This is a genomic window from Kribbella catacumbae DSM 19601 (assembly GCF_000372465.1).
In the GTDB taxonomy this organism is placed as follows: domain Bacteria; phylum Actinomycetota; class Actinomycetes; order Propionibacteriales; family Kribbellaceae; genus Kribbella; species Kribbella catacumbae.
The window spans coordinates 1-20,089 of sequence record NZ_AQUZ01000014.1; the positions used below are offsets into that span (position 1 = coordinate 1).

The 20,089-nt window shown below is 67.3% G+C and carries 19 protein-coding genes; 10 read left to right on the plus strand and 9 right to left on the minus strand.

Going from position 1 to position 20,089, the window contains the following annotated elements; all coding sequences use genetic code 11:
• Together A3ES_RS55050 and A3ES_RS0116315 are read left to right on the plus strand one after the other, a co-directional pair.
• Positions 1-299, plus strand: a 299-nt coding sequence (locus tag A3ES_RS55050) for a hypothetical protein (protein ID WP_040454843.1), incomplete at its 5' end; no start/stop codon positions are given.
• 168 nt (positions 300-467) lie between these two features.
• Positions 468-2,342: an FtsX-like permease family protein gene (locus tag A3ES_RS0116315; protein ID WP_026162915.1), complete on the plus strand. Its 1,875-nt coding sequence runs from the start codon at positions 468-470 to the stop codon at positions 2,340-2,342.
• Here the strand turns inward: A3ES_RS0116315 and A3ES_RS0116320 are convergent.
• From A3ES_RS0116320 to A3ES_RS0116340, 5 genes are all read right to left on the minus strand, one after another.
• Positions 2,325-2,837, minus strand: coding sequence for a DUF2867 domain-containing protein (locus A3ES_RS0116320; protein ID WP_020387910.1), 513 nt, complete (start codon positions 2,835-2,837; stop codon positions 2,325-2,327). The two genes, A3ES_RS0116315 and A3ES_RS0116320, sit on opposite strands and share 18 nt — an antisense overlap.
• A gap of 11 nt (positions 2,838-2,848) precedes the next feature.
• Positions 2,849-3,400, minus strand: coding sequence for a TetR/AcrR family transcriptional regulator (locus A3ES_RS0116325; RefSeq protein ID WP_020387911.1), 552 nt, complete (start codon positions 3,398-3,400; stop codon positions 2,849-2,851).
• Positions 3,401-4,993: 1,593 nt separating this feature from the next.
• On the minus strand, positions 4,994-7,450 hold the full coding sequence (locus A3ES_RS0116330; protein ID WP_020387912.1) for a GH116 family glycosyl-hydrolase: 2,457 nt from the start codon (positions 7,448-7,450) through the stop codon (positions 4,994-4,996).
• A 3-nt stretch (positions 7,451-7,453) separates the two neighbouring features.
• Positions 7,454-7,774: a hypothetical protein gene (locus tag A3ES_RS55500; RefSeq protein WP_026162917.1), complete on the minus strand. Its 321-nt coding sequence runs from the start codon at positions 7,772-7,774 to the stop codon at positions 7,454-7,456.
• A gap of 3 nt (positions 7,775-7,777) precedes the next feature.
• Positions 7,778-9,034 carry a glycosyltransferase gene (locus A3ES_RS0116340; RefSeq protein ID WP_020387913.1) on the minus strand — a complete coding sequence of 419 codons (1,257 nt, stop codon included), beginning with the start codon at positions 9,032-9,034 and terminating at the stop codon, positions 7,778-7,780.
• Positions 9,035-9,074: 40 nt separating this feature from the next.
• On the opposite strand from A3ES_RS0116340, the gene A3ES_RS0116345 reads away from it, so the two are divergent.
• Entirely contained in the window at positions 9,075-9,554 is a 480-nt protein-coding gene (locus A3ES_RS0116345; RefSeq protein WP_020387914.1) for a MarR family winged helix-turn-helix transcriptional regulator, read from the plus strand.
• The gene (locus A3ES_RS0116350; RefSeq protein WP_020387915.1) at positions 9,547-10,008 is read left to right on the plus strand and encodes a methyltransferase family protein; all 462 of its coding nucleotides are present in this window, start codon (positions 9,547-9,549) and stop codon (positions 10,006-10,008) included. Before A3ES_RS0116345 ends, A3ES_RS0116350 begins: the two co-directional genes overlap by 8 nt.
• On the opposite strand, the gene A3ES_RS0116355 is transcribed toward A3ES_RS0116350, so the two are convergent.
• Both A3ES_RS0116355 and A3ES_RS0116360 read right to left on the minus strand, forming a co-directional pair.
• Entirely contained in the window at positions 9,992-10,696 is a 705-nt protein-coding gene (locus A3ES_RS0116355) for a transporter substrate-binding domain-containing protein (protein ID WP_020387916.1), read from the minus strand. The genes A3ES_RS0116350 and A3ES_RS0116355 overlap by 17 nt on opposite strands.
• A gap of 23 nt (positions 10,697-10,719) precedes the next feature.
• A complete protein-coding gene (locus A3ES_RS0116360) occupies positions 10,720-12,348 on the minus strand; it encodes a GMC oxidoreductase (protein WP_157630559.1) in 1,629 nt (542 codons plus the stop codon).
• Between the two features lie 135 nt (positions 12,349-12,483).
• On the opposite strand from A3ES_RS0116360, the gene A3ES_RS0116365 reads away from it, so the two are divergent.
• The 3 genes from A3ES_RS0116365 to A3ES_RS0116375 are packed head-to-tail and all read left to right on the plus strand — an operon-like array spanning position 12,484 to position 15,087.
• On the plus strand, positions 12,484-13,125 hold the full coding sequence (locus A3ES_RS0116365) for a TetR/AcrR family transcriptional regulator (protein ID WP_020387918.1): 642 nt from the start codon (positions 12,484-12,486) through the stop codon (positions 13,123-13,125).
• 55 nt (positions 13,126-13,180) lie between these two features.
• Positions 13,181-14,764, plus strand: coding sequence for an MDR family MFS transporter (locus tag A3ES_RS0116370; RefSeq protein ID WP_020387919.1), 1,584 nt, complete (start codon positions 13,181-13,183; stop codon positions 14,762-14,764).
• Positions 14,765-14,787: 23 nt separating this feature from the next.
• Positions 14,788-15,087: a thiamine-binding protein gene (locus A3ES_RS0116375; protein WP_020387920.1), complete on the plus strand. Its 300-nt coding sequence runs from the start codon at positions 14,788-14,790 to the stop codon at positions 15,085-15,087.
• On the opposite strand, the gene A3ES_RS0116380 is transcribed toward A3ES_RS0116375, so the two are convergent.
• Entirely contained in the window at positions 15,088-15,831 is a 744-nt protein-coding gene (locus A3ES_RS0116380) for an SDR family oxidoreductase (protein WP_020387921.1), read from the minus strand.
• Between the two features lie 99 nt (positions 15,832-15,930).
• Here A3ES_RS0116380 and A3ES_RS0116385 point away from each other — a divergent pair, with 99 nt between their 5' ends.
• The gene (locus A3ES_RS0116385; RefSeq protein ID WP_020387922.1) at positions 15,931-16,800 is read left to right on the plus strand and encodes a helix-turn-helix transcriptional regulator; all 870 of its coding nucleotides are present in this window, start codon (positions 15,931-15,933) and stop codon (positions 16,798-16,800) included.
• A gap of 142 nt (positions 16,801-16,942) precedes the next feature.
• On the opposite strand, the gene A3ES_RS0116395 is transcribed toward A3ES_RS0116385, so the two are convergent.
• Positions 16,943-17,830, minus strand: coding sequence for a bile acid:sodium symporter family protein (locus A3ES_RS0116395; protein WP_020387924.1), 888 nt, complete (start codon positions 17,828-17,830; stop codon positions 16,943-16,945).
• An 88-nt stretch (positions 17,831-17,918) separates the two neighbouring features.
• Between A3ES_RS0116395 and A3ES_RS0116400 the strand changes: the two genes are divergently transcribed.
• Together A3ES_RS0116400 and A3ES_RS0116405 are read left to right on the plus strand one after the other, a co-directional pair.
• Positions 17,919-18,998, plus strand: coding sequence for a WD40/YVTN/BNR-like repeat-containing protein (locus A3ES_RS0116400; RefSeq protein ID WP_020387925.1), 1,080 nt, complete (start codon positions 17,919-17,921; stop codon positions 18,996-18,998).
• A 69-nt stretch (positions 18,999-19,067) separates the two neighbouring features.
• Positions 19,068-19,898: an endonuclease/exonuclease/phosphatase family protein gene (locus tag A3ES_RS0116405; RefSeq protein WP_020387926.1), complete on the plus strand. Its 831-nt coding sequence runs from the start codon at positions 19,068-19,070 to the stop codon at positions 19,896-19,898.
• Positions 19,899-20,089 lie beyond the last annotated feature (191 nt).

The window sequence follows — 20,089 nt, forward strand, 5'->3', positions numbered from 1 at the left end:
CCCGCGACCTGCGATCGGTCGGCGATCCCGCGTTGAGCAAGCGGATCGCGGCAGGCAAGGGTGTGGACGAGATCCCCGCCACTTTCCGCCTCCGCCGCCTCCGCCTCCGCCGCCTCCGCCTCCGCCGCCTCCGCCGCCTCCGCCTCCGCCGCCCGCCGCCACTTTCCGCCGCCTCCGCCGCCTCCGCCGCCTCCGCCGCCTCCGCCGCCTCCGCCGCCTCCGGCGGTCCGGCGACCGGCGACTCGGGCGACCCGGCGGGCTCAGCGCACTGCGCGCCCCCCACTTTGGGCACGGCGTGAGCGTTCCGCTGCGGCAAATTCGCTCACGTCGTGCACAAGGTCGGGGGAGGGCGCGGGATGGGGAGCGGTGGGGCGACTGGTCGGCTGGTCTGGGGGTAGTGCTGGCGCTACCTCGGTTGGGCGTCGGGGGGAGGGTGTGGGCGGAGTTGGGGCGGTTGGGTTGGGGGCATGCTGAGGTTGTCTGTGGGTGGGTTGCGGGAGCGGTGGCAGTTGTTCGCCGGGGCTGTGGTTGCGGTGGCGCTGGGAGTGGCGCTGGTGCAGTCCGCGTTGCAGGTGATGGCGGCGACCGATCGGCCGCAGTTGCCGGATGGGCTTTCGGGGATCGAGCGGGCTCGTATTCGGGAGGGGTACGCCGGCGCCGCGACGTTGCTGGGGATGACGGTGATGCTTGCGGTCTTCCTGACGGTTTTCATCGTCAGTACGACCTTCGGGTTCACCGTGGTGCTGCGGCGGCGCGAGCTTGCGTTGCTTCGGTTGGTCGGGGCGCAGCGCGGGAGCCTCCGGCTGATGCTGCTTTGCGAGGCGCTGCTGCTGGGCGTACTGGGGACTGCGGCCGGCATCCCGATCGGATTCCTTGGCACCTATGCGCAGTCGAAACTCCTTATTTCATTGGACATGCTGCCACCGTGGTTCCACGCTCCCTGGGACAGCGGTTCGCTGTACGCCGCCGCGGTCGTCGGCGTCACCACCGCGCTGAGCGGAGTACTGGCAGCCGCTTGGCGAGCGTCGCGGATCACCGCGTTGGAGGCGTTGTCGGATCTGCCCGGGACGCAACCGGTGATGACCGGCTGGCGCTGGTTCTGGGGGCTGTCGTCCGCAGGCTTCACCGTCCTGCTCGTCATCACCGCCCAGGCTGCGGCTGATCTCGTTGCGGGGATGATGATCGCGTTGCTGGTGATGGTCAGCGGTTCCGTCGCGCTGAGCCAGCTGAGTCCGATCGCCGTACCGTGGGTCGGCCGCCTCCCTGCGCTCGTCCTGCGCGGCAGCCTGGTGGCCGACCTCGCACGCTCCAACGTCCTGCACGCCGTACGGCGTAGCGCGGCGACCGCGGCTCCGCTGATCGTGCTGGTCGGACTCCTGGTCGGCCTGTGGGGAACCTTCGGCTCGCTGGCCAAAGCCGTCGGCGAAGAGCAGCGCCAACTCGTCACGGCTGACCTCGTAGTCGGTGGCCCGGTCGCTCCAGCACCCGACATCGAGGTCGCCTCACCGCAGATCAGCGTGCCGATCACCGTCCGGCGCAAGGGCCACACCGTGTACTCCGAAGCGATCGGCATCGACCCGGCCGCTTGGCAACGCACCCACAAGTTGCGCCCGCGCAAGGGCTCGCTGGATCGACTGACCGGCCGTACGATCGCGATCGGACCGGGAATGAGTGCCGAGGGCTACAAACTCGGATCGGTGCTAGCAGCAACCATCAATTCGCGACCGGTCAAGCTGAAGGTGGTCGCGATCCTCCCCGAGACACTCGATGTCGGCGACAACTTCTTCGTACCCCGCGCGCTGACGCCGGATGGGCGAACCGAAACGCTGGTGAAGGTTGCCGATGGCATCGATCCGGCAGTTGTCGCCGGCCGGATGGACGGTACCGTCCAGTCCATCGCCGACTGGGCAGAAGGTCGCGGGGCGGCACAGCAACGTGGCAACACGGGCATCTTCGCCGTACTGATGGGCTTGGCCGGCGTCTACGCCGCGGTCGCCGTGGTGAACGCGATCGTGATGGCGTCGGCGGACCGGCGACGCGAGTTCGCGCTTGCCAGGATGGCCGGGCTGACCAGGGCCCAGGTGATCGTGGTGGCGCTGATCGAGTCGCTGACCGTCGTCCTGATCGGCGTACTGCTCGGCTGTGTAGTGGCAGCCGCAGCACTCGCCGGCGTCGCCTCCGGTACTGCGAACACCTACGGCGTCATCGTGGTCGCGATCCCCTGGCGCCTCATCGGGCTCATCCTCGGCGGCTCGCTCGTCGTAGTCGGCGCGACCGCCGCCGGAACGGCCTGGACCGCGACCCGGACCCGCCCGATCTCCTTGCTAGGCGGGCGGGAATGACCTGCGCAGACCCGATCGGCACATGAACCGGACGACCACGTGGTGGAACGGCCGGATCAGTTCGAAGTACACGCGTCCTGCCTTGCGCAGGTACCGCACGAGCGTGACGACCTTGAACCTCCGCTCCGGTCCGGACTCGTCGACGATGATCGCGAGGTAGGCGACCAGATGGTTGTCGACGACCTTCAGCAACAGGTAGTGGTCTTCCTCGCCGCGATGCACCGTGAAGAAGGAGAGCGGGTCGCCCGGTGTGAAGCTGACATCCTCGGGCCGGAGTCTCGTCTTGTCGGGCATCCCCGCCGTGTCCAACCGCAGCAGGCGTGCCAGCGGGACCCGGATCGCGAACAGGGCTCTGCTTGCGACCGAGCCACTGCCAAGCGCGCCGGCGACGAATTCGCGCAGGGTCACGGACCCGGCAGGCACTGTCTTTACATCGATGACGTCGGAGGTCGGGAGCAGATCGGCCAGTTCGGGGAGGTCGGTGTGGGTCGGCATCGGGGCTCCTTCTAGATGAGGAACGGTGCGCCGGTCGCGAGGCTCAGGGTGGTTCCGTAGAGCGCGCGCAACTCGGCCGCGGGCACTGGTGGGACGATCTGCTCGGCGCCGATCAGGATCAGATAGAGGAGCTTGGCCAGGTGATCCGGCTCCTTGACTGAGCCGATGCCGCGGCAAAGCGCTTGTAAATAGGCGGTTCTGGCGTGGTCTACGCGCTCTTGTGCGGCCCGGGCTTCGGGGTCCTGTAGGGCCCAGGCGCGTACTGCGATCTCTAGCCGAACGCTGTCGGGGTCGGCTAGGACGAGGTTCATCAGCTCGGTCAGCTTGGTCGAGGCGTCGGCCTCGGGGCGCCGCTCGACGGCGTCGATGAGGCGGGTGGTGAACTTCCCTTCGAAGTGCTCGAGGAGAGCGGTTCGGAAGCCGCCGGTGCCTTTGAAGTGGTGGTAGTAGGAGCCCTTGCTCAGCCCTAGCTCGGTCGTCAGCCGCTCAATCGTGAGCGCGAGGGAGCCTTCGTCGGCCAGTACCTTCAGGCCGGCGTCGAGCCAGTCGGTCTTCGTCACCATGATGGAGACCGTACCATACTGTTTGGTATGGCTGGGNGGGGNGGGTGGGCTCGCGACGCCTGCTCCGCTACGCTACGCCAGCTGCATCGCGGGTAAAAGCTGGCGCTGCGCCGGGTGCATCGCTGGAGAGAGCGGCGGTGGGCGAGGCGAGTACGACGTCGCCCGCCGCTGATCGCGTGTTTCGCGCGATAGCCCGGCATCCGGGGCGGGCCCGACTACATTCGCCCGGCGATGGATGCCGGGATTTAGCGAGATGCGTGGTGCTGACACCAGCCTTCTCAGTCAACCTCGCGATCGAAAGGCTGCCTGCACTCCGAACGATCTGGCTGCTCGTATCCCGCACCAGCCCAAGCCCAGCCACCGGCCTCAACTGATCCACGAGCGCGGCCTCGACGATATCCAGCATCGCCCCAGGCGTCGCGGCACTATCAAGCCGCCCAGCCAACTCCTTGGCCCGACGCATCGCCAGCGATGCAGCCGGCGTAGCGAAGCGGAGCAGGCGTCCGAGCCCTACTCCACCCATTCACCCACCTCCCCTCATGCCGGGAACGCAGGACAGCGCCAGCTACCAGCAGCGATGCAGCCCGGCGTAGTGAAGCGGAGCCGGCGTCGCGAGCCCGCCCACACCCGCGCCGCGAACGCGCCGGCTGAGGCCGACTGGCGCCATCGATGTGGTTAATCCCTCGTATGGGGGTTGGCCTCCTGTTCTGCCAGGGGGTGAACCCCGGCGAAGGGGGGAACCCCAAAGCCGGTTAGTTAGGTGGAGTGTCACTTCGTCAAGGACATCTGGGTGGTGGCCGAGTCCCGCGCGGTGCGGAGCGGCGTGCTGGCCGGCCACGCGGCGCTCGCGGTCTGGTCGATAGCGCCTGATCCGACCAATAGCCGGCTACAGCGCGCCATCGGCACCGGAACCGGCCATCGGCACCCCGCAACCCGGCGTACCCGCCTGGACGGGTGCTCGCCCCGCCCGCCCTGGCGGGGGCCGGGCGCCAGCGCATACCCAGCTCCGGTCAGCAAACGCTTCCCTCGGCGTGTCGGGGCATCGGCGCCGGGTCGTGCGTGCACAGCCGTCCGCACCTTCCGGCCCTGCGGCGGGCCGACCTCGGCGAAACACCGTCCCGGAACCGCTTAACTAACCGGCTTTGGGGTTAACCCCGCAGTCGGCGACGGCTGCCGCCGGGCGTACCGGGCTGAGATCGTGTCTGCTGGTGCACGCCGAGGCAGTTCCGTCCGGGGACGCGCCGGCTGGGCGGTCGGCACCGTTGGTGTGGTTAGCCCCTCGTATGGGGGTTGGCCTCTTGTTCTGCCAGGGGGTGAACCCCGCGAAAGGGGGTTAGCCACACTGTCGGCGGCCGCTGCCGCCGATGTGCCGGGCTGAGGCTGTGCCTGCTGGGGGATGCGCCCGCCGAGAAGGATGTGCGCCGAGGAGGATGTGCGCGCCGAGGAGGATGTGCGCCGAGGACGATGCGCCCGATGAGGATGCGAGCCTGGCTCGGCTCTCTACGTCCGGTCGCACGCGTTAGCGCCAGCTGTGACACCAGCGATGCAGTCGACGGCGCGGAGCAGGCGTGCGAGCGTTGCGGCGGACGTGTTTCAGGACAGTCGCAAGACAGCGCCGGCCCGCAGCGTGGAGCCATCCAGTCGGATCGGCGTCCGGTCGGGCAGCTGCAGTTTAGTGATCCGGACCGCCCCATCGCGAACCGTCAACACCACCCCGTCGTCGATAACAAGAGTTCCAAAGGCATCCCCCGTCGACCAGAAGTGACGCCTCGACCCGTACTGCGGCGCGAAGCGCATCACCCCGCTGCGCCCGTCATAGTCAAAGCCACTCAACGCGACGACCGCACCCCAGCTCGCCATCGCCCGCGCGTAGTGATGCCCGCACTCCGCCTCATCGAACGGATTGCGCCGCGCGCCGTCATACCGCGCCCGAACATCGGCGATGACCTGAAGACCCTCCTCGACCAACCCTTCGGAGATCAGGCCGACGGCGAGGATGTGTTCGAAGCCGGTCATCACCTCAGCGAAGTACGGAAACGGCCGCTCGGGCCGGTTGCCGCGGGGGTAGCTGCACATCAGGACCGCAGACTCGTCGCCAAGGACGTAGCTGCGCATGTGGTTGAAGTGGTCGTGGAAGCCGCTGCGGCCGTTGTGTTTCAGGATGCTGCGCAGCGTCGTGGTCACCTGCGCTGGGTCGTGAAGGTGACCGAGCTGCGCGATGTGCGCGACATGCTGCCCGACCAATTGGTCGATGAGGCAACCATCGCCCAGCTGGAGTTCGGGCTTGGTCGGGTCGGCGGCGCCCATTCGTTCGCGGAGGCCGTCGGCGATGTCGTCGGCTGACAAGGGTGGGCGGATCTCGTGCCGGAAGTACTCGCCGTTGAACAGCTGTGAACCCATCCAGGCGCTGCCATGCTCGAACAACCGGCGACAGTCCTTGGCCAGCGAGTCTTCGCCGAGATAGCGCGCCATCTCCTCGCAGGCGCGCAGGGCGGCGAGGTACCACGACTGCATCTGCGGATTCGGGCCGTAGTACTCGACGTCCATCGTGTTGTGCTGGCAGCCCTCCATCACGCCGTCGCGATCCGCATCCCAGCCGCCGGGGATCCAGCAAAACTCAAGCGCGCGTCGAGCCGCCGGCCAAAGCGACCGCAGCAACTCGTCATCGCCGCTCAGCCGCCAGTCGAGGTACAGCTTGACCAGACAACCGAGCTGACCGTCCGCCGCGGCCACTCGCCAATCCGTAGCGGCGGTCGATAGCGGCAGGCCGACCCGGAAGCTCATCAGGCCATCCGAGTCGGTGGCATGGGCGAACTCGACCTCTCGCAACGACCGGGCCAGCGAACCGAACAGGTACGGCGTGGCCTGTTCGTAGTTCCAGACGTGAGTGCAACTGCCGAAGCAGCTGCCGACATGATCGGAGCATCCTTCCCAACCGAAGAACCTGCCATCCGGCGTACGGAAGACGGTCTGGCTTCGCAGGGTGCTCAGGTTGAAGAGCGCAGCCTCCTTGACCTGGGCCGGCAGATCGCTATCAAGGAAGTCGTTGACGAAGGCAAGAGTGCGAGCTTCGAGATCCGCCAGCTGGGGAGCGAAACGGGTCAGCGCATCCCAAGCATCAGCCGACAGTGTCGTGTAGTGGTTGCCGACGACAACGTCATTCTCCCAGGCGAGACGGTTCGGGAAATGCCAGCCCAGCAAGAAGGTGAACGACTCGGTGGCGCCGGCCGCGATGGTTCGCAGGTCGGCGACGGAGGCGTTGGGTGTCGCCGAGGTACTGACTCGTTCGTCGAGCCGGCCGTCGGCGCTGAAGTCGTCCCAGAAGTCGAGCAGGCTGTCACCCCAGGTCCGGTCCGACCAGCCTGTACGGCGGCTGACGTCCTGGCCGTCCAGGATCGCCAAAGCTATCGATCCCCATTGCTCAGCGGCTGGATCGACTCCGCTACTCCGAAGCAGTACCCCGCTCAGTCGGTCGCCCTCGGCAACAACATTCCCATTGCCCGCAGCAACATCTGCAGTGCCGTCGCGGCCGATGAAGTTCTGCAGGGAGCCGGCCAATGCCACCCGGAGTGGCTCAGCCGTCCGGTTGGTGACCTCGAAGCGGAGTACGGCGATCGGCCACGAGCTCGCCTCGACGTCCGTGGGGACTAGCGGGTTGAAGCCCTGCACCTGAACGCCGATCGGGACATCCGGGTCGGAGAGGATCACCTGACCGAAGGGATACGCGGCTTCGAAAGCTGCCTGGCGAAAGCGGGGCAGGCCGTGGTTCTGGGCGGCGCTGCCATGGGCGCCCTCGTACTCGCTGAGGTCCAGTGGTCCTTCGGCTGCGCGGGTGGTGACGGTGCCGTCGGGCGTCTCGGTGCGGACGGCGAAGAACGCAGTACCGGGGTGGAAGCCTTTGGCGGGCCGGTTGACGATCTCCCAGTCGCGGAGATTGCCCCGGCCGCCGAGGCTGACTGTGCCGGTCCCGATGCCTCCCAGCGGAAGGGCGATCCGTCGCAGGTTGTCGCCGGTGTAGGACCGCAGACCTGGCCAGTCAGCTCTCGTCATACCTCAGCAGCCTAGATGCTGGCCGCCGCGGTGGAAATCGATATCTGCGAAGCGCGGTAGACCACTCAGGCGTCGGCCGTGGTGAGGGCCGCGGCCTCGGCCTCGGAGTGCGCGGTGGGAGTGCGCAGGTGGGAGAGGCTTCCAGCCGGTGGCCAGTACTCCGACAGCAAGCACGACCGCGAAGGCGCCGACGTAGAAGGGGAGTTGCAGGTTGATCTCCTCGCCGAGCTTGCTGGCCAGCCATGGCGCGACCGCGCCGCCGGAGAACCGCACGAAGCTGTACGCCGCCGAGGTGGTGCCGCGTTCGACCGGAGCGGCAGGCACTACTCAGCGGACGCCGGCCACGCCGGCGATCGCGTGGGCGGCTTCGGCGGGGCCGTCGGCGGCGGCGTACAGCTTTTGGATCTGTACTGCGGACTCGCGGTGGCTCGGGTTGTCGAGCATCTGGGCCGCGATGGTGGCGAGGTTGTCAGTGGGTGCCGCCCGCCGAGCCGCGCCGAGGCGTTCGAGGAGGGCGATGTTGAGGTCTTGTTCGATGTGGAGCGGGATGCCGAGGAGTGGGGTGCCGGCGGCCATGGCTGTCTGGGTGCTGCCTTGGCCGCCGGTGGTGATGGCCAGGTCGACCTGGGGCATGACGAGGTGGCTGGGGAGAGTGCCTTCGATCAGGATGCGGTCGGTGCCCAGGTCGGTGAGGTCGTGGATGGTGCCGGCGACGAGGATGCGGGTGTCGAGGGTGCTGAGTGCGGTGATCGCGGCGCGGACCTGGGTGGATGGCGTTGACGTCATGGCCAGGTAGATGGTCGGGCCGGGGTGGTTGAGGAACTTCCGGACTCGGTCCGGCAGCGGTAGGTCGAGGTGCGCGAAGAGTGGGCCGACGGCGGTGAGTCGCGAGCCGGGGCGGTAGCCGACCCTGCCCTCGGGAGTCCAGGTGGCGAGGTCGGCGGCTGAGATTCCCAGTACTTCGGGGACTTCAGGTACCAGTGAGAGATCGCCGAGCAGGAGCGCCGACAGGCTGGGAACGCCTTCTATTCCTAGCGATTCGGCCACGCGGTTGAAGCCGCCGCAGTACGCCGTCGTGCGGTTGGAGGTCCGGTTGATGAGGAATCGGCTGAGCCATTTGGGCGCGCGCCTCAAGCGCGGATCCACCGGATAAGTCGGTGCCGGGAGCAACCGTCTCTCGAAGACCGGCGGCACGAAGCTGCCTGCGTGTTCGGTCACCACCCGCACTCCGGCCAGCCGTGACGACAGGAGCGTGGTGAGCGTGAAGCCGGTGACCGCGACCGTGATGCCGTGCGCTCTGAAGTACTCCGCTTCCGCCTGCACGTAGGACCGGAGTTCGTCATCGTCGTACATGCTCTGCCGTGGATCGCCCAGCCCGACGGCCGAACCGACGAAACGCGCCGCTCTGGCTGACGACAGGCCAGGACCCAGTACGTCGTACGGGAGGCCGGCCAGGAGGCGTTCGTGCGGGCCACCGTGGATGGCGACGCGGACCGGGAGGCCGAGCTCGGTCAGGGCTCGGTGGAGCTCCAGCATCCGGGATGTCTCGGACAGGTAGGCGCAGTGCGGCAGTAAGCAGATCACGATCTTGCCCCCTTCGACAGTGATAGGTAATATATTGCCTATGTCACCAGGGAGCAAGACCGAGGAACTGCTCGGGATCGGGCCGGACTCGGCGCTGGAGCCGTCGATCCGTGCCTTCCGGACTACGCTCACACTGGCCCAGCGGCTGCGCTACGCGATGGACGAGCGGTTGCGCGAGGACGGGTTGACCACCCAGCAGGCCGCACTGATCACCGTCGTGGTTGCCGCGGGCAAGCCGTCGCTGGCCGAGGCAGCGGCGGCACTGGGCAGCACCCATCAGAATGTCGCGCAGATCGTCGCGGCCCTGGTCCGCAAGGATCTCCTCCGAGTCGAGCCGGACCCGGCTGACAAACGCCGCAAGTTGCTCTCGGCAACAAATCACAGTGCGGACTTCTGGAAGCAACGAGACGTCGGCGACCATGCGGCCGTCGCCGGGTGGTTCGGCGACCTCAGTCCGGCCGAGCTCAAGACCTTCTGTGAGCTGTCCGATCGCGTGATCGCGAGGCTCGCCGATGGTTAAGGCAGCGCTCGGCAGTACGGCGTTCTTCTTCGCCGCGCCCTGCGTGGTCGCGGGCGTGATCCCGTGGTGGATCAACGGCTGGTCCGACGTGAAGTTCTGGCCGGCGTTGCTGCTGATCATCGGCGGCGTGGTGATCCTGCTGCGTGCCTTCGTCCGCTTCGTGCGCGAAGGCCGCGGCACCCCGGCTCCGATCGCGCCGACGGAGCAACTGGTGATCGGCGGCGACTACCGCTTTGTCCGCAATCCCATGTACGTCGGGGTGGTGGCGGCCGTACTCGGTCAGGCCCTGCTCTTCCTCGATGCTTGGCTGTTCGGCTATGCGGTCTTGGCGTGGGCAGTGATGGCGTCCTTCGTCCGTTGGTACGAAGAGCCCGTACTCCGGCGTCGCTACGGCTCGCAGTACGACGAGTACCGCAAGTCGGTGCCGGCCTGGATTCCTAAGGTGCGACCGTAGCGTCGGACTGGCCGGCGCGTTGGAGGGACTCGGCAACGAAGCCATTGGCCTTCAGTTCCTCGACCAGTTCGCTGAGGAACCGTACGGTTTCGGGCTGCCGGTTCTTCGTCGTGCCGACCGCTTGCTGGATCTGCATGAAGCGCTCGTCGATCACCCGGATGCCGGCCTGTGTCGAGGCGAACGCCGTGATCGGCTGCCGGATCCCCGCCGCCGCTTCCAGCCCTTCGGCGAGGAACACGTCGACGCCTTCGGAACCGCGGACAACCGTCGCGTTCTCCAGCGTGCGGGTCAGGAACAGGTCGTACGCCGAACCCTGCTTCACCCCGATCCGGACCCCGGGACTGTCCACCTCGCCGACCGTGGTCAGCGCCGAGTCCGTCGGTACGGCGTACACGCCCTCGATCTCGACGTACGGCGCCGTGAAGGCGACCTCGGCCTCCCGGGCGGGATCGATCGCCAGGAAGCAGAGGTCCGCACGTCCTTCGACCATCGCCTCGAACGACTTGCGCGCCGCGTCGAAGCAGAGAAACTCCACCGGTACGCCGAGCCGCGCCGCGATCTCCCGGGCGAGGTCGACCGTGATGCCGGCCGGCTCGTCCGGGGTGCCCTGCGCGAGGACCGGATTGCCCAGGTTGATCGAGGCTCGCAGTACACCGGTGGGGGCCAGATCCGCGGAGATGGAGGTCATGAGGCCCGAGCGTATAACCCCGGTCAGGCCCGCAGATCCGTCGCGATCACCCGCGCGATGTTGCGTTCGGCAAGTGCTGTGATGGTGACGAAGGGGTTGACGCCGATCGAGCCCGGGATGAGTGAGCCGTCGGTGACATAGAGATTGCGGTAGCCGCGCGCCCGGCCGTAGTCGTCGGTCGCCTTGCCCAGCACGCAACCACCGAGCGGGTGGTAACAGAAGTCGGCCGCGAACTCCCGGTTCCCGCTGAACAGATCCCGCCGGTACGTCGTACCGGTCACGCGGTTGATCTTGTCGAACAGCGCCCGGGCGGAGGCGATGGACGGGTTGCTCTGCCGGGCTCCCCAGTTGAGGTCGGCGCGATCCTTGGCGGCGTTGTAGCTGAACCGGCCGCGCTCGGGGTTGACGGTGATCGCCAGGTAGAGGCTCGCCCAGGTCTCCAGCCCGATCGGCAACGGTGCGATCTCCGCGAAGGCCGGATGGACCGGGTCGTTCCAGTTGTCGATGGCAAGGGTCGGGATGGTCGACTGGAGCAGACCGGTCGGATCCCACAGGTGGTTGGCCCGGGATGTCATCACGTTGCCGTTCGTTCCCCAGCCGGTGCCGATCGACTCGGAAAGGTTGGGAAGGGCATCAGTTTCACGGGCCCTGAGCAACAGCTCGGTGGTGCCGACGCTGCCGGCGCCGAGAAAGAGGTACCGGCAACCGAGCTCGCTCCGTTGAAGGAGCTTGCCTGAGGCATCGATCTTCTCGAGCGTGAGCACGTAGCCGGAGCGGTCCTGCCGGATCGCCGTGACCCGGGTGAGGGTCTGGATCGTCACCTTGCCGGTGCCGACCGCGTCGGCCAGATAGGTCTTGTCGAGGCTCTGCTTGCCGTGGTTGTTGCCGTAGATCACTTCGCCCGCCAGTGCGGACCGGGGTACCTCGCGGCGCTCTTCGCATTGCAGGTAACGGAAATCGTAGACGTTGGGGATCACGGTCGTCTTGAATCCGGCCTGGTGCGCATGCCGGCGGGACACCCGGGCGTAGCGGTAGACGGGTGTTCTCTCGAGATAGCGAGGGTCGATCGTGGTGACGCCGAGCATCCGGTTGGCGAGTGGGAAGTAGCGCTTGTACATCTGGTCAGCGTTGACCTGCGGCAGCACCTGTTCGAAGTACGAGCGGCGTGGTGTCGGCGCCATCCCGCCGTTGACCAGGGAGCCACCGCCGACGCCGCGTCCGACGTACACGCCCATGTTGGGGAAGTCGATCCGGTCGAGCACACCGGCGTACGGCGTACCGATGTCGCGGTTGACCACGTTGAGCCAGAGGAAGGTGTCCAGTGGCGCTTTGGTGCGGCGGTTGAACCACATCGAGCGGGAGTCCGGGGTGAGGGTCGAGCAGAAGATCTTGCCGTCCTTGCCGGGCTTGTTCCACAGCCGGCCCATCTCCAGCATCGTCGTGGTGATGCCGGCCTCGCCGAGCCGGAGCGCGGTGACGGCGGAACCGTAGCCGGTGCCGATCACCACGGCTGGGACGAAGTCGCGCCGGCCGGCCGCGCGGGCCGTGCCGATCTGGGTGAGGCTGAGGGTGGCCGCGGAGGTGAAGGCTGCCAGGCCGGTGAACCGGCGCCGGGACATAACGGACGGGTCAGTCTCGATTAAGGCGGTCATCGACGCACCGTAGCGGCCCGACTGCTCGATGTAACTATCCGAGTGAGCAGCGTCACCTGCCCCATCGTGCAGGTCTGCAAAGTTGCAGTAATAATAAGTTGCACTCACTGCAAGTTTGTCTATCGTGGAGGCGTGATGCAGATCGAGGACGGCGCCGTGGCACCCGGCCGGCGGGAGCGCAAGAAGCGCGAGACGCGCGACGCGCTGATGGCGGCCGCGCTCCGGCTGGCGGTCGAGAAGGGACCGGACAACGTCACGGTCGAGGAGATCAGCGAGGCCGCCGACGTCTCGGTGCGGACCTTCTTCAACTACTTCTCGCACAAGGAACACGCCATTCTCGGTCGCGACCCGGATGACCTGGCGCTGGCATTGCGCCGGGTGCGCGAGGCGCCCGACGGCGAGTCGCCGCTCACCACGATGCGGCTGATCGTCGCGCACGTGATCGACGAGCTGGAGCACCACGAGACGCCCATCTCCCAGCGGATCGGGCTGATCATGCAGTCGCCGACCCTGCTGACCCAGTTCGTGGTGCTCGGTGCCGAGGACGAGCGCGAACTCGCCGCGGCGCTGGCCGAGCGGATGGGGGAGCCGACCGGATCGCCCCGGCCGGCGCTGATCGTCGGGGCCACCACGATGGCCGTCAAGGTCGCGATGGAGCAGCGCAAGGCGGGCTCGGACCGTCCGCTGGGTGCACTGGTCGACGAGGCGTTCAGCCTGATCGCCGACGGCCTCGATCCCGCCTACCACCAGCCCGACACTCATCCCTCACCGCGCTGAGGATCCCCCTCGCTCCGCTCGGGGCGAGGTTCAGTACCGACCAGAAAGGTCAAGCATGACAACGACCTCTTCGCCCACGCCGGTTCCGGCTGAAGATGAGGCCGCTCCGATCGCCCAGCTCACGCCGCGGCAGACCGTGCAGGCGATCTCCGGCCTGATGATGGGGATGTTCGTCGCCATCCTGGCGGGCACCGTGGTGTCGACCGCGCTGCCGCGGATCATCCACGACCTGGGTGCCAGCCAGTCGTCCTACACCTGGGTCGTCACCCTGGAGCTGCTCGCGATGACGGCCACGGTGCCGTTGTGGGGCAAGCTGGCCGACCTCTACAACAACAAGCTGCTGGTCCAGTTGTCGCTGGGCTTCTTCGTGGTCGGCTCGGTCGTGGCCGGGCTCGCCCCGAACATCGAAGTACTGCTGGGCAGCCGGGTCCTGCAGGGGCTCGGCGCCGGTGGCCTGACCGCGCTGGTGCAGATCGTGATGGCGGCGATCATCCCGCCGCGCGAGCTCGGCCGGTACTCCGGCATCTTCGGCGCGATCTTCGCGTCGGCGACCGTCGGTGGACCGTTGCTCGGTGGCTTCCTGGTCGACTCGCCGCTGGGCTGGCGGGCCTGCTTCCTGGTCGGCGTGCCGTTCGTGCTCGCGGCGATCGTCCTGCTGCAGCGCACGCTGAAGCTGCCGACCGTACGCCGCGAGGTGAACATCGACTGGTGGGGTGCGTTCCTGATCACCGCCGGGGTGAGCACGCTGCTGGTCTGGTCTTCGTTTGCCGGGAGCAAGTTCGAGTGGGCTTCCGGTTGGAGCTTCGTACTGGTCGCGGTGGCCCTGGCGGCGCTGGTGGCCGCGGTTCTGGTCGAGCGGCGGCACCCTGAGCCGATCATCCCGATGGACCTGTTCCGCAACCGCACGGTGACCCTGTCCATCGTCGCCAGCGCGCTGGTCGGGGTGGCGATGTTCGGTGGCTCGGTGTTCCTGGCGCAGTACTTCCAGATCGCGCAGGGCTACTCGCCGACCAAGGCCGGGCTGATGAGCCTGCCGATGATCCTGGGCATGATGGTCGCCTCCACGATCGCGGGTGGGCTGATCACGAAGTACGGCAAGTGGAAGATCTACCTGGTGGTCGGGAGCATTCTGCTGCCGATCGGGCTGGCCCTGTTCGGCACGATCGACGCGCACACGTCGAAGTACATGCTGTGGGCCTTCATGATCGTGCTCGGTGTTGGCATCGGTCTGGTGATGCAGAACCTGGTGCTGGCCGCGCAGAACGACGTACCGGCTCGGGAGCTGGGTGCGGCGACGTCGGCGGTGAGCTTCTTCCGCAGTATGGGTGGAACCATCGGGGTCAGCGTGCTCGGGGCGATCCTGGCGAACAAGGTCACCGAGACCTTGAACCCGGGTGGGGCGTCGGGTGGCAGCAGTGCGGTGCCGAATGTGGCGGAACTGCCGGAGCAGGCGCGGGTGGCGGTCGAGAACGCGTACGGCGCTGCAACGGCGGACCTGTTCATGATGTCGGTGCCGTTCGCGGTGCTGGCTCTGCTCGCCGTTCTCTTCATCAAGGAGAAGGCGCTGCTGACCACCAGCGGCGCCGAGCGCCGGGCCGAGGAAGAGGCCGCCGGCAAGCTGGTGCAGGACGACGTCTGAGACCGGCCTGGCAAGCTGGACGCATGATCGTTGCATTCAGCATCAGCCCGGCTGCCGGGGACGAGACCGGTGGCGTGAGCGAGGCGGTCGCCGAGGCGATCCGCGTCGTTCGCGCCTCCGGGCTGCCGAACGAGACCAACGCGATGTTCACCAACATCGAGGGGGAGTGGGACGAGGTGATGGCGGTGGTGAAACAGGCCGTCGAGGTTGTCACCGCCGTCTCACCTCGCGTCGGCCTGGTCTTGAAGGCAGACATCCGCCCCGGCTACACCGGCCAGCTCACCGCCAAGGTCGAGCGGATAGAGCAGGCGCTCGCGGATTGATCAGTGTGAGTTGAGCATTGCGAGCGTCTGCTCGTAGCGGTTCTCGCGTTCGGCATCGCGCAGGACGCCGACTCGCTGGACGGCGATCTCGCCTGCGTCGGGGTGGTCCGCGAGCAGACTCATCGTCTCGGTGAGGTACTCGTCGAGGGGCATCGCGCGGTCGTCGTTCTCCTGGTTCATCAGGGCGGTTTGGACGGCGGGCGGGATCACTTCGATGACCTGGATGCCGGTGCCGGTCAACTGGATCCGCAGGCTCTGGGTGTAGCTGTGGATGGCCGCCTTCGTCGCGTTGTACGTCGGCGTGATCGCGAGCGGCACGTACGCCAGACCCGATGACACCGTCAGGATCGCGGCGTCCGGCTTGTCCGCGAGGAACGGCACGAACTGGGTGACCGTACGGATCGTGCCGAGCAGGTTCGTGGTGATGATCGCCTCGGCCGTCTTCAGGTGCTCCGGGTCCAGCAGGTTCTCGGGCTGCATGATTCCGGACATCGTCATGACGGCGTTCAGGTCGGGGTATCGGGTGGTGACGTCGTCGAAGGCTGCCTGGATCGACGCGGGGTCGTCGACGTCGAGGACGACGGTGTCGATGCCCGGGTGCTCGACCGCGATCTGGTCCAGCAGCTCCTTGCGACGGCCGCCGATGATCACCTTGTTGCCGGCCTCGCGCCAGCACAACGCCAGGCCCAGCCCGAGACCCGAAGTACCGCCGGTGATGAAGATCGTGTTCCCTGTCGTTTTCATGGCTCCAGCTTTGGCCGGAGCTGAGCGGGCAACCAGGCCCCGCTCAGCCACTGCTCGGCGAACCATGGCTAACGCGGCGAACTGCTGAAGAATGGGTTCATGGACTACGAGGAACTGTCGGACTTCCTGCGCAAGCGTCGCGAGGCGTTGCAGCCCGAGGATGTCGGGCTGCCTCGCGGGCGTAGGCGGCGGACGCCGGGGTTGCGCCGCGAGGAGGTCGCGGCCCTGGCCGTCATGTCCACGGACTACTATGGTCGGCTCGAGGGCGGGCGCGGTCCCCAGCCGTCGACGGAGATACTGGCGGCGATCGCTCGCGCCCTGCGGCTGACACTGGATGAGCGGGACCACCTGTATCTGCTGGCCAGGCACGGAGTTCCGCCACGAACAGCAGGCGGCGACCACGTCAGCCCGGGGCTGCAGCGGATCATGGACCGGCTGGCAGACACCCCCGCCCAGGTGTTCAACCGGCTTGGCGAGACGTTGCTGCAGACGCCTGCGGACGTGGCCTTCGAGGGTGAGCTGACGAACTTCGAGGGACACGAGCGAAGCGGCGTCTACCGGTGGTTCCTGACCGAGGGTGGCCGGGATCTGTACGCCGATGAAGCGGTGCGCGCCCAGCACAGCCGGGTCCTGGTGGCGTCGCTGCGGTCCGCGTACGCCGTCGACGGAGAGAGATCGCCGGCGGGCCGGCTCGTTCGCGCGCTGCTCGACGAGAGCGCGGAGTTCCGCCGGCTGTGGGAAGTGCACGAGGTGGGGATCCGGCACGGCATCAAGAGGTTTGTGCACCCGGTGGTCGGCGGGCTCGAGTTGCACTGCCAGCTGCTCGACGACTTGGAACAGCAGCAGACGTTGCTGGTTTTCACCGCCGCTCCGGGCAGTGTGAGCGCCGAGCGGCTCGAGCTCCTGTCCGTGATCGGCAGTCAGCGACTGCTCGGCGACCGGATGGGTGTCCCGACCGACAGGACATAGTGCCTGTGTGGCGGTCGGCCGCCGCCTTCTTGAGCGTGGCGCCCGGCCGAACGGTCGACTATGTCCTGTCGGTCGGGACAAGCGGCGTCAGGAGAGCCCAGGCACTGGACGGTGAAGGCGGCGACGAGGCCTGATCCTCGGGTCAGCTCGTACCTAGCCGGCTTTTGTCCGTGGTTGACCGGCGGCTGAGGTAGAAGGCGAAGGCTGCGGTGGGGATGAACATGACGATGCCGTAGATGGCTACTGGGATGGCCATCTCGCTGTTGCCAAGCAGGGAAGGGCTGAGGGCGATGGTGAGCGCCAGGGTGGCGTTGTGGATGCCGATCTCCATCGAGCAGGCGATGGCCTGGCGCTCACCGAGCTTGGCCAGCTTCGGGACGACGTACCCGAAGGCGAGGCTGAGGATGTTCAGCAGGACTGCGATCACGCCGACGGCCGCGAGGTAGTCGAGGAAGTTGTCGCGTTCGGTGTAGATCGCGGCGAAGACCACCAGGGCCAGGACGAGGATCGAGCCGAGCTTCACCGGGCGGGACATCCGCTCGGCGAAGTCCGGCTTCTTGTTGCGGAGCAGCATTCCCAGCGCGACCGGGACCAGCACGATCGCGAAGACCTGCAGCATCTTCGCCGGTTGCAAGCCGATCTCGCCGTCGCCGACGAAGTGCGCGAGCGACAGGTTGACCACGATCGGCAGGGTGATCACGGCGAGGACCGAGTTCACCGCGGTCAGCGTCACGTTGAGCGCGACATCGCCGCCGGCCAGGTGGCTGAAGAGGTTGGCCGTGGTGCCGCCGGGGGAGGCCGCCAGCAGCATCATCCCGACGGCCAGCGCGGGAGCCAGGTCGAAGAGCTTCACCAGACCGAAGCAGATCGCCGGCAACAGGAGCACCTGGGTGCCCAGTGCAACGATGACGGCCCGGGGCATCCGCAGTACCCGGGTGAAGTCGGCGACCGTCAGGGTCAGGCCGAGCCCGAGCATGATGATCGCGAGGGCGATCGGCAGCAGCACCGAGGTGAGTACAGAGTCGTTCATCGTTTGCTGCTCCTTCTGAAATGGATGCTCAGAGTGACAGTGGCCGGAGGTCTCGGCAAGACCTCGCCTTTGTATTACGTTTCCGGGCATGAAGACCCTGCGCATCGCCGCCCTCGCGGCTGGAGTTTTGCTGGCCATGTCCCAGCTCGTACCGGCCCAGGCGGCCGGCCACCCTGAGCCGAAGTACAAGTGGGATGTGAAACCGACCGGGAGTACGTCGCAGTTCCGCGGGCTGGCCGCGGTCAGTGCGGACGTGGCGTGGGTCGCGGGGAGTAACGGGCAGGTACTGCGAACCGTTGACGGTGGCAAGCAGTGGCAGAACGTCAGCCCGCCCGGCCAGACGCTGCTGTTCCGTGACGTCGAGGCCTTCGACGCGCAGCGTGCGGTGATCCTCGCGATCGGGTCCGGCGAGGACTCGCGGATCTTCCGGACCGCTGACGGCGGCAAGACCTGGACGGAGACGTTCCGCAACACCGACCCGGTCGCGTTCTATGACTGTCTTGACTTCAACAACGGGCGTGATGGGCTCGCGCTGAGCGACCCGGTCGACGGGAAGTTCCGGATCGCGGCCACCTCCGACGGCGGCAAGTCCTGGAAGGTCCAGTCGACCAAGGGCATGCCGGCGGCGTTGCCGGGTGAGTTCGCCTTCGCGGCGAGCGGGACCTGCCTGGTCGCCGGCCCGGGCCAGACCGCGTGGTTCGCGACCGGCGGCGGGGACAGGCCGCGGGTGTTCCGGACCAGCAACGGCGGCCGGACCTGGAAGGTGACCGACTCGCCAATGGCCAGTGGGGCGGCCGCCGGGATCTTCAGCCTGGCGTTCCGCGGACCGCTCTTCGGGGTCGCTGTCGGCGGTGACTTCCTGAAGCCGACCGAGGCGATCAAGGCTGCCTCGATCACGTACGACGGTGGTCGCAGCTGGAAGCTCGTCCCGGCCGACAAGGCGCCGAAGGGGTATCGCAGCGGTTCAGCCTTCGTGCCGTGGACGCCGGCCACCGTGGTCGCGGTCGGCCCGTCCGGTAGCGATGTGAGCCTCGACGGCGGTCGCAGCTGGTCGCAGTTCTCCGACGCGAACCTCGACAGCGTGGAGTGCGCCGGCCACGGTCCCAAGGCGGCATGCTGGGGCTCGGGCGCGAAGGGTCTGGTCGTTCGGCTGGCCCAAGGCCACTAAGCCGCGAATTCAGCTGGCCGACACCCGTCTGTCGTGCGGGAGTCGGCCAGCTCTGGACAGGATGAAGGCATGCGCAAACTTCCGAAGCGACTGCTGGCTACCTGCGTGGGGCTGCTGATGGTGTTGCCGACGGCTGCCGCCGCGAATCCCGGGCACGAGGACAACCGGCCGGGTCGCCCGCTGAAGGTGATGACCTACAACATCCACCACGGCGCGGGTACCGACGGCGTACTGGATCTCGAGCGGATCGCGCTGGTGATCGAGAAGGCCGGCGCGGAGGTGGTCGGGCTGCAGGAGGTCGACAACCACTGGAGCGAGCGCAGCAAGTGGGAGAACCAGGCGGCGTGGTTCGCGAAGCGGCTGAAGATGCACTATGCCTACGCGGCGAACCTCGACCTGCCGCCGCTCAACCCGGGTGAGCCCCGTCGGCAGTACGGCACGGCGGTGCTGTCGAAGTACCCGATCAAGTCCTTCAAGAACACCTTCCTGCCGCGCTACCCGGCCGGTGAGCAGCGTGGGCTGGCGGTGGCGACGATCAAGGTGCGCGGAGTCGACCTGCGGTTCGCGAACACGCACCTGACCCACAACAACAACGAAGAGCGGCTCGAGCAGTCGAAGAAAGTGGTCGAGCTGCTGGCCGGCTCGAAGACCGCGACGATGCTCGTCGGTGACCTGAACGCTCGCCCGACGACGCCGGAGATCACCATGCTGACCGAGGTCTGGCCCGACACCTGGGACGCGGTCGGGGCCGGCCCCGGCTACACCATCCCGGTCGAGAACCCGACCGCCCGGATCGACTACCTCCTGCACTCCGCGAAGATCCGGCCGACCGGCGCCGAGGTGATCAGTACCAACGCCTCCGACCATCTCCCGGTCACCGGCAGCTACGTCCTGCGGTAATTCTCAGCTCCACCAGACCGGCGTCCACCTGTGGAAGGTGGGCGCCGGTTTTGCCGCGCGCGAATTACAAGCTTGTAGTTTGTCAAGCCGACACGCACGTGCAACAAAGTTATTAGTGTGAAAGGTGTTCCCAATGGGGCTGTAGGCAACTAGTGTCACGTATGTGGTCCAGCAGGACCAAAAGATCACGA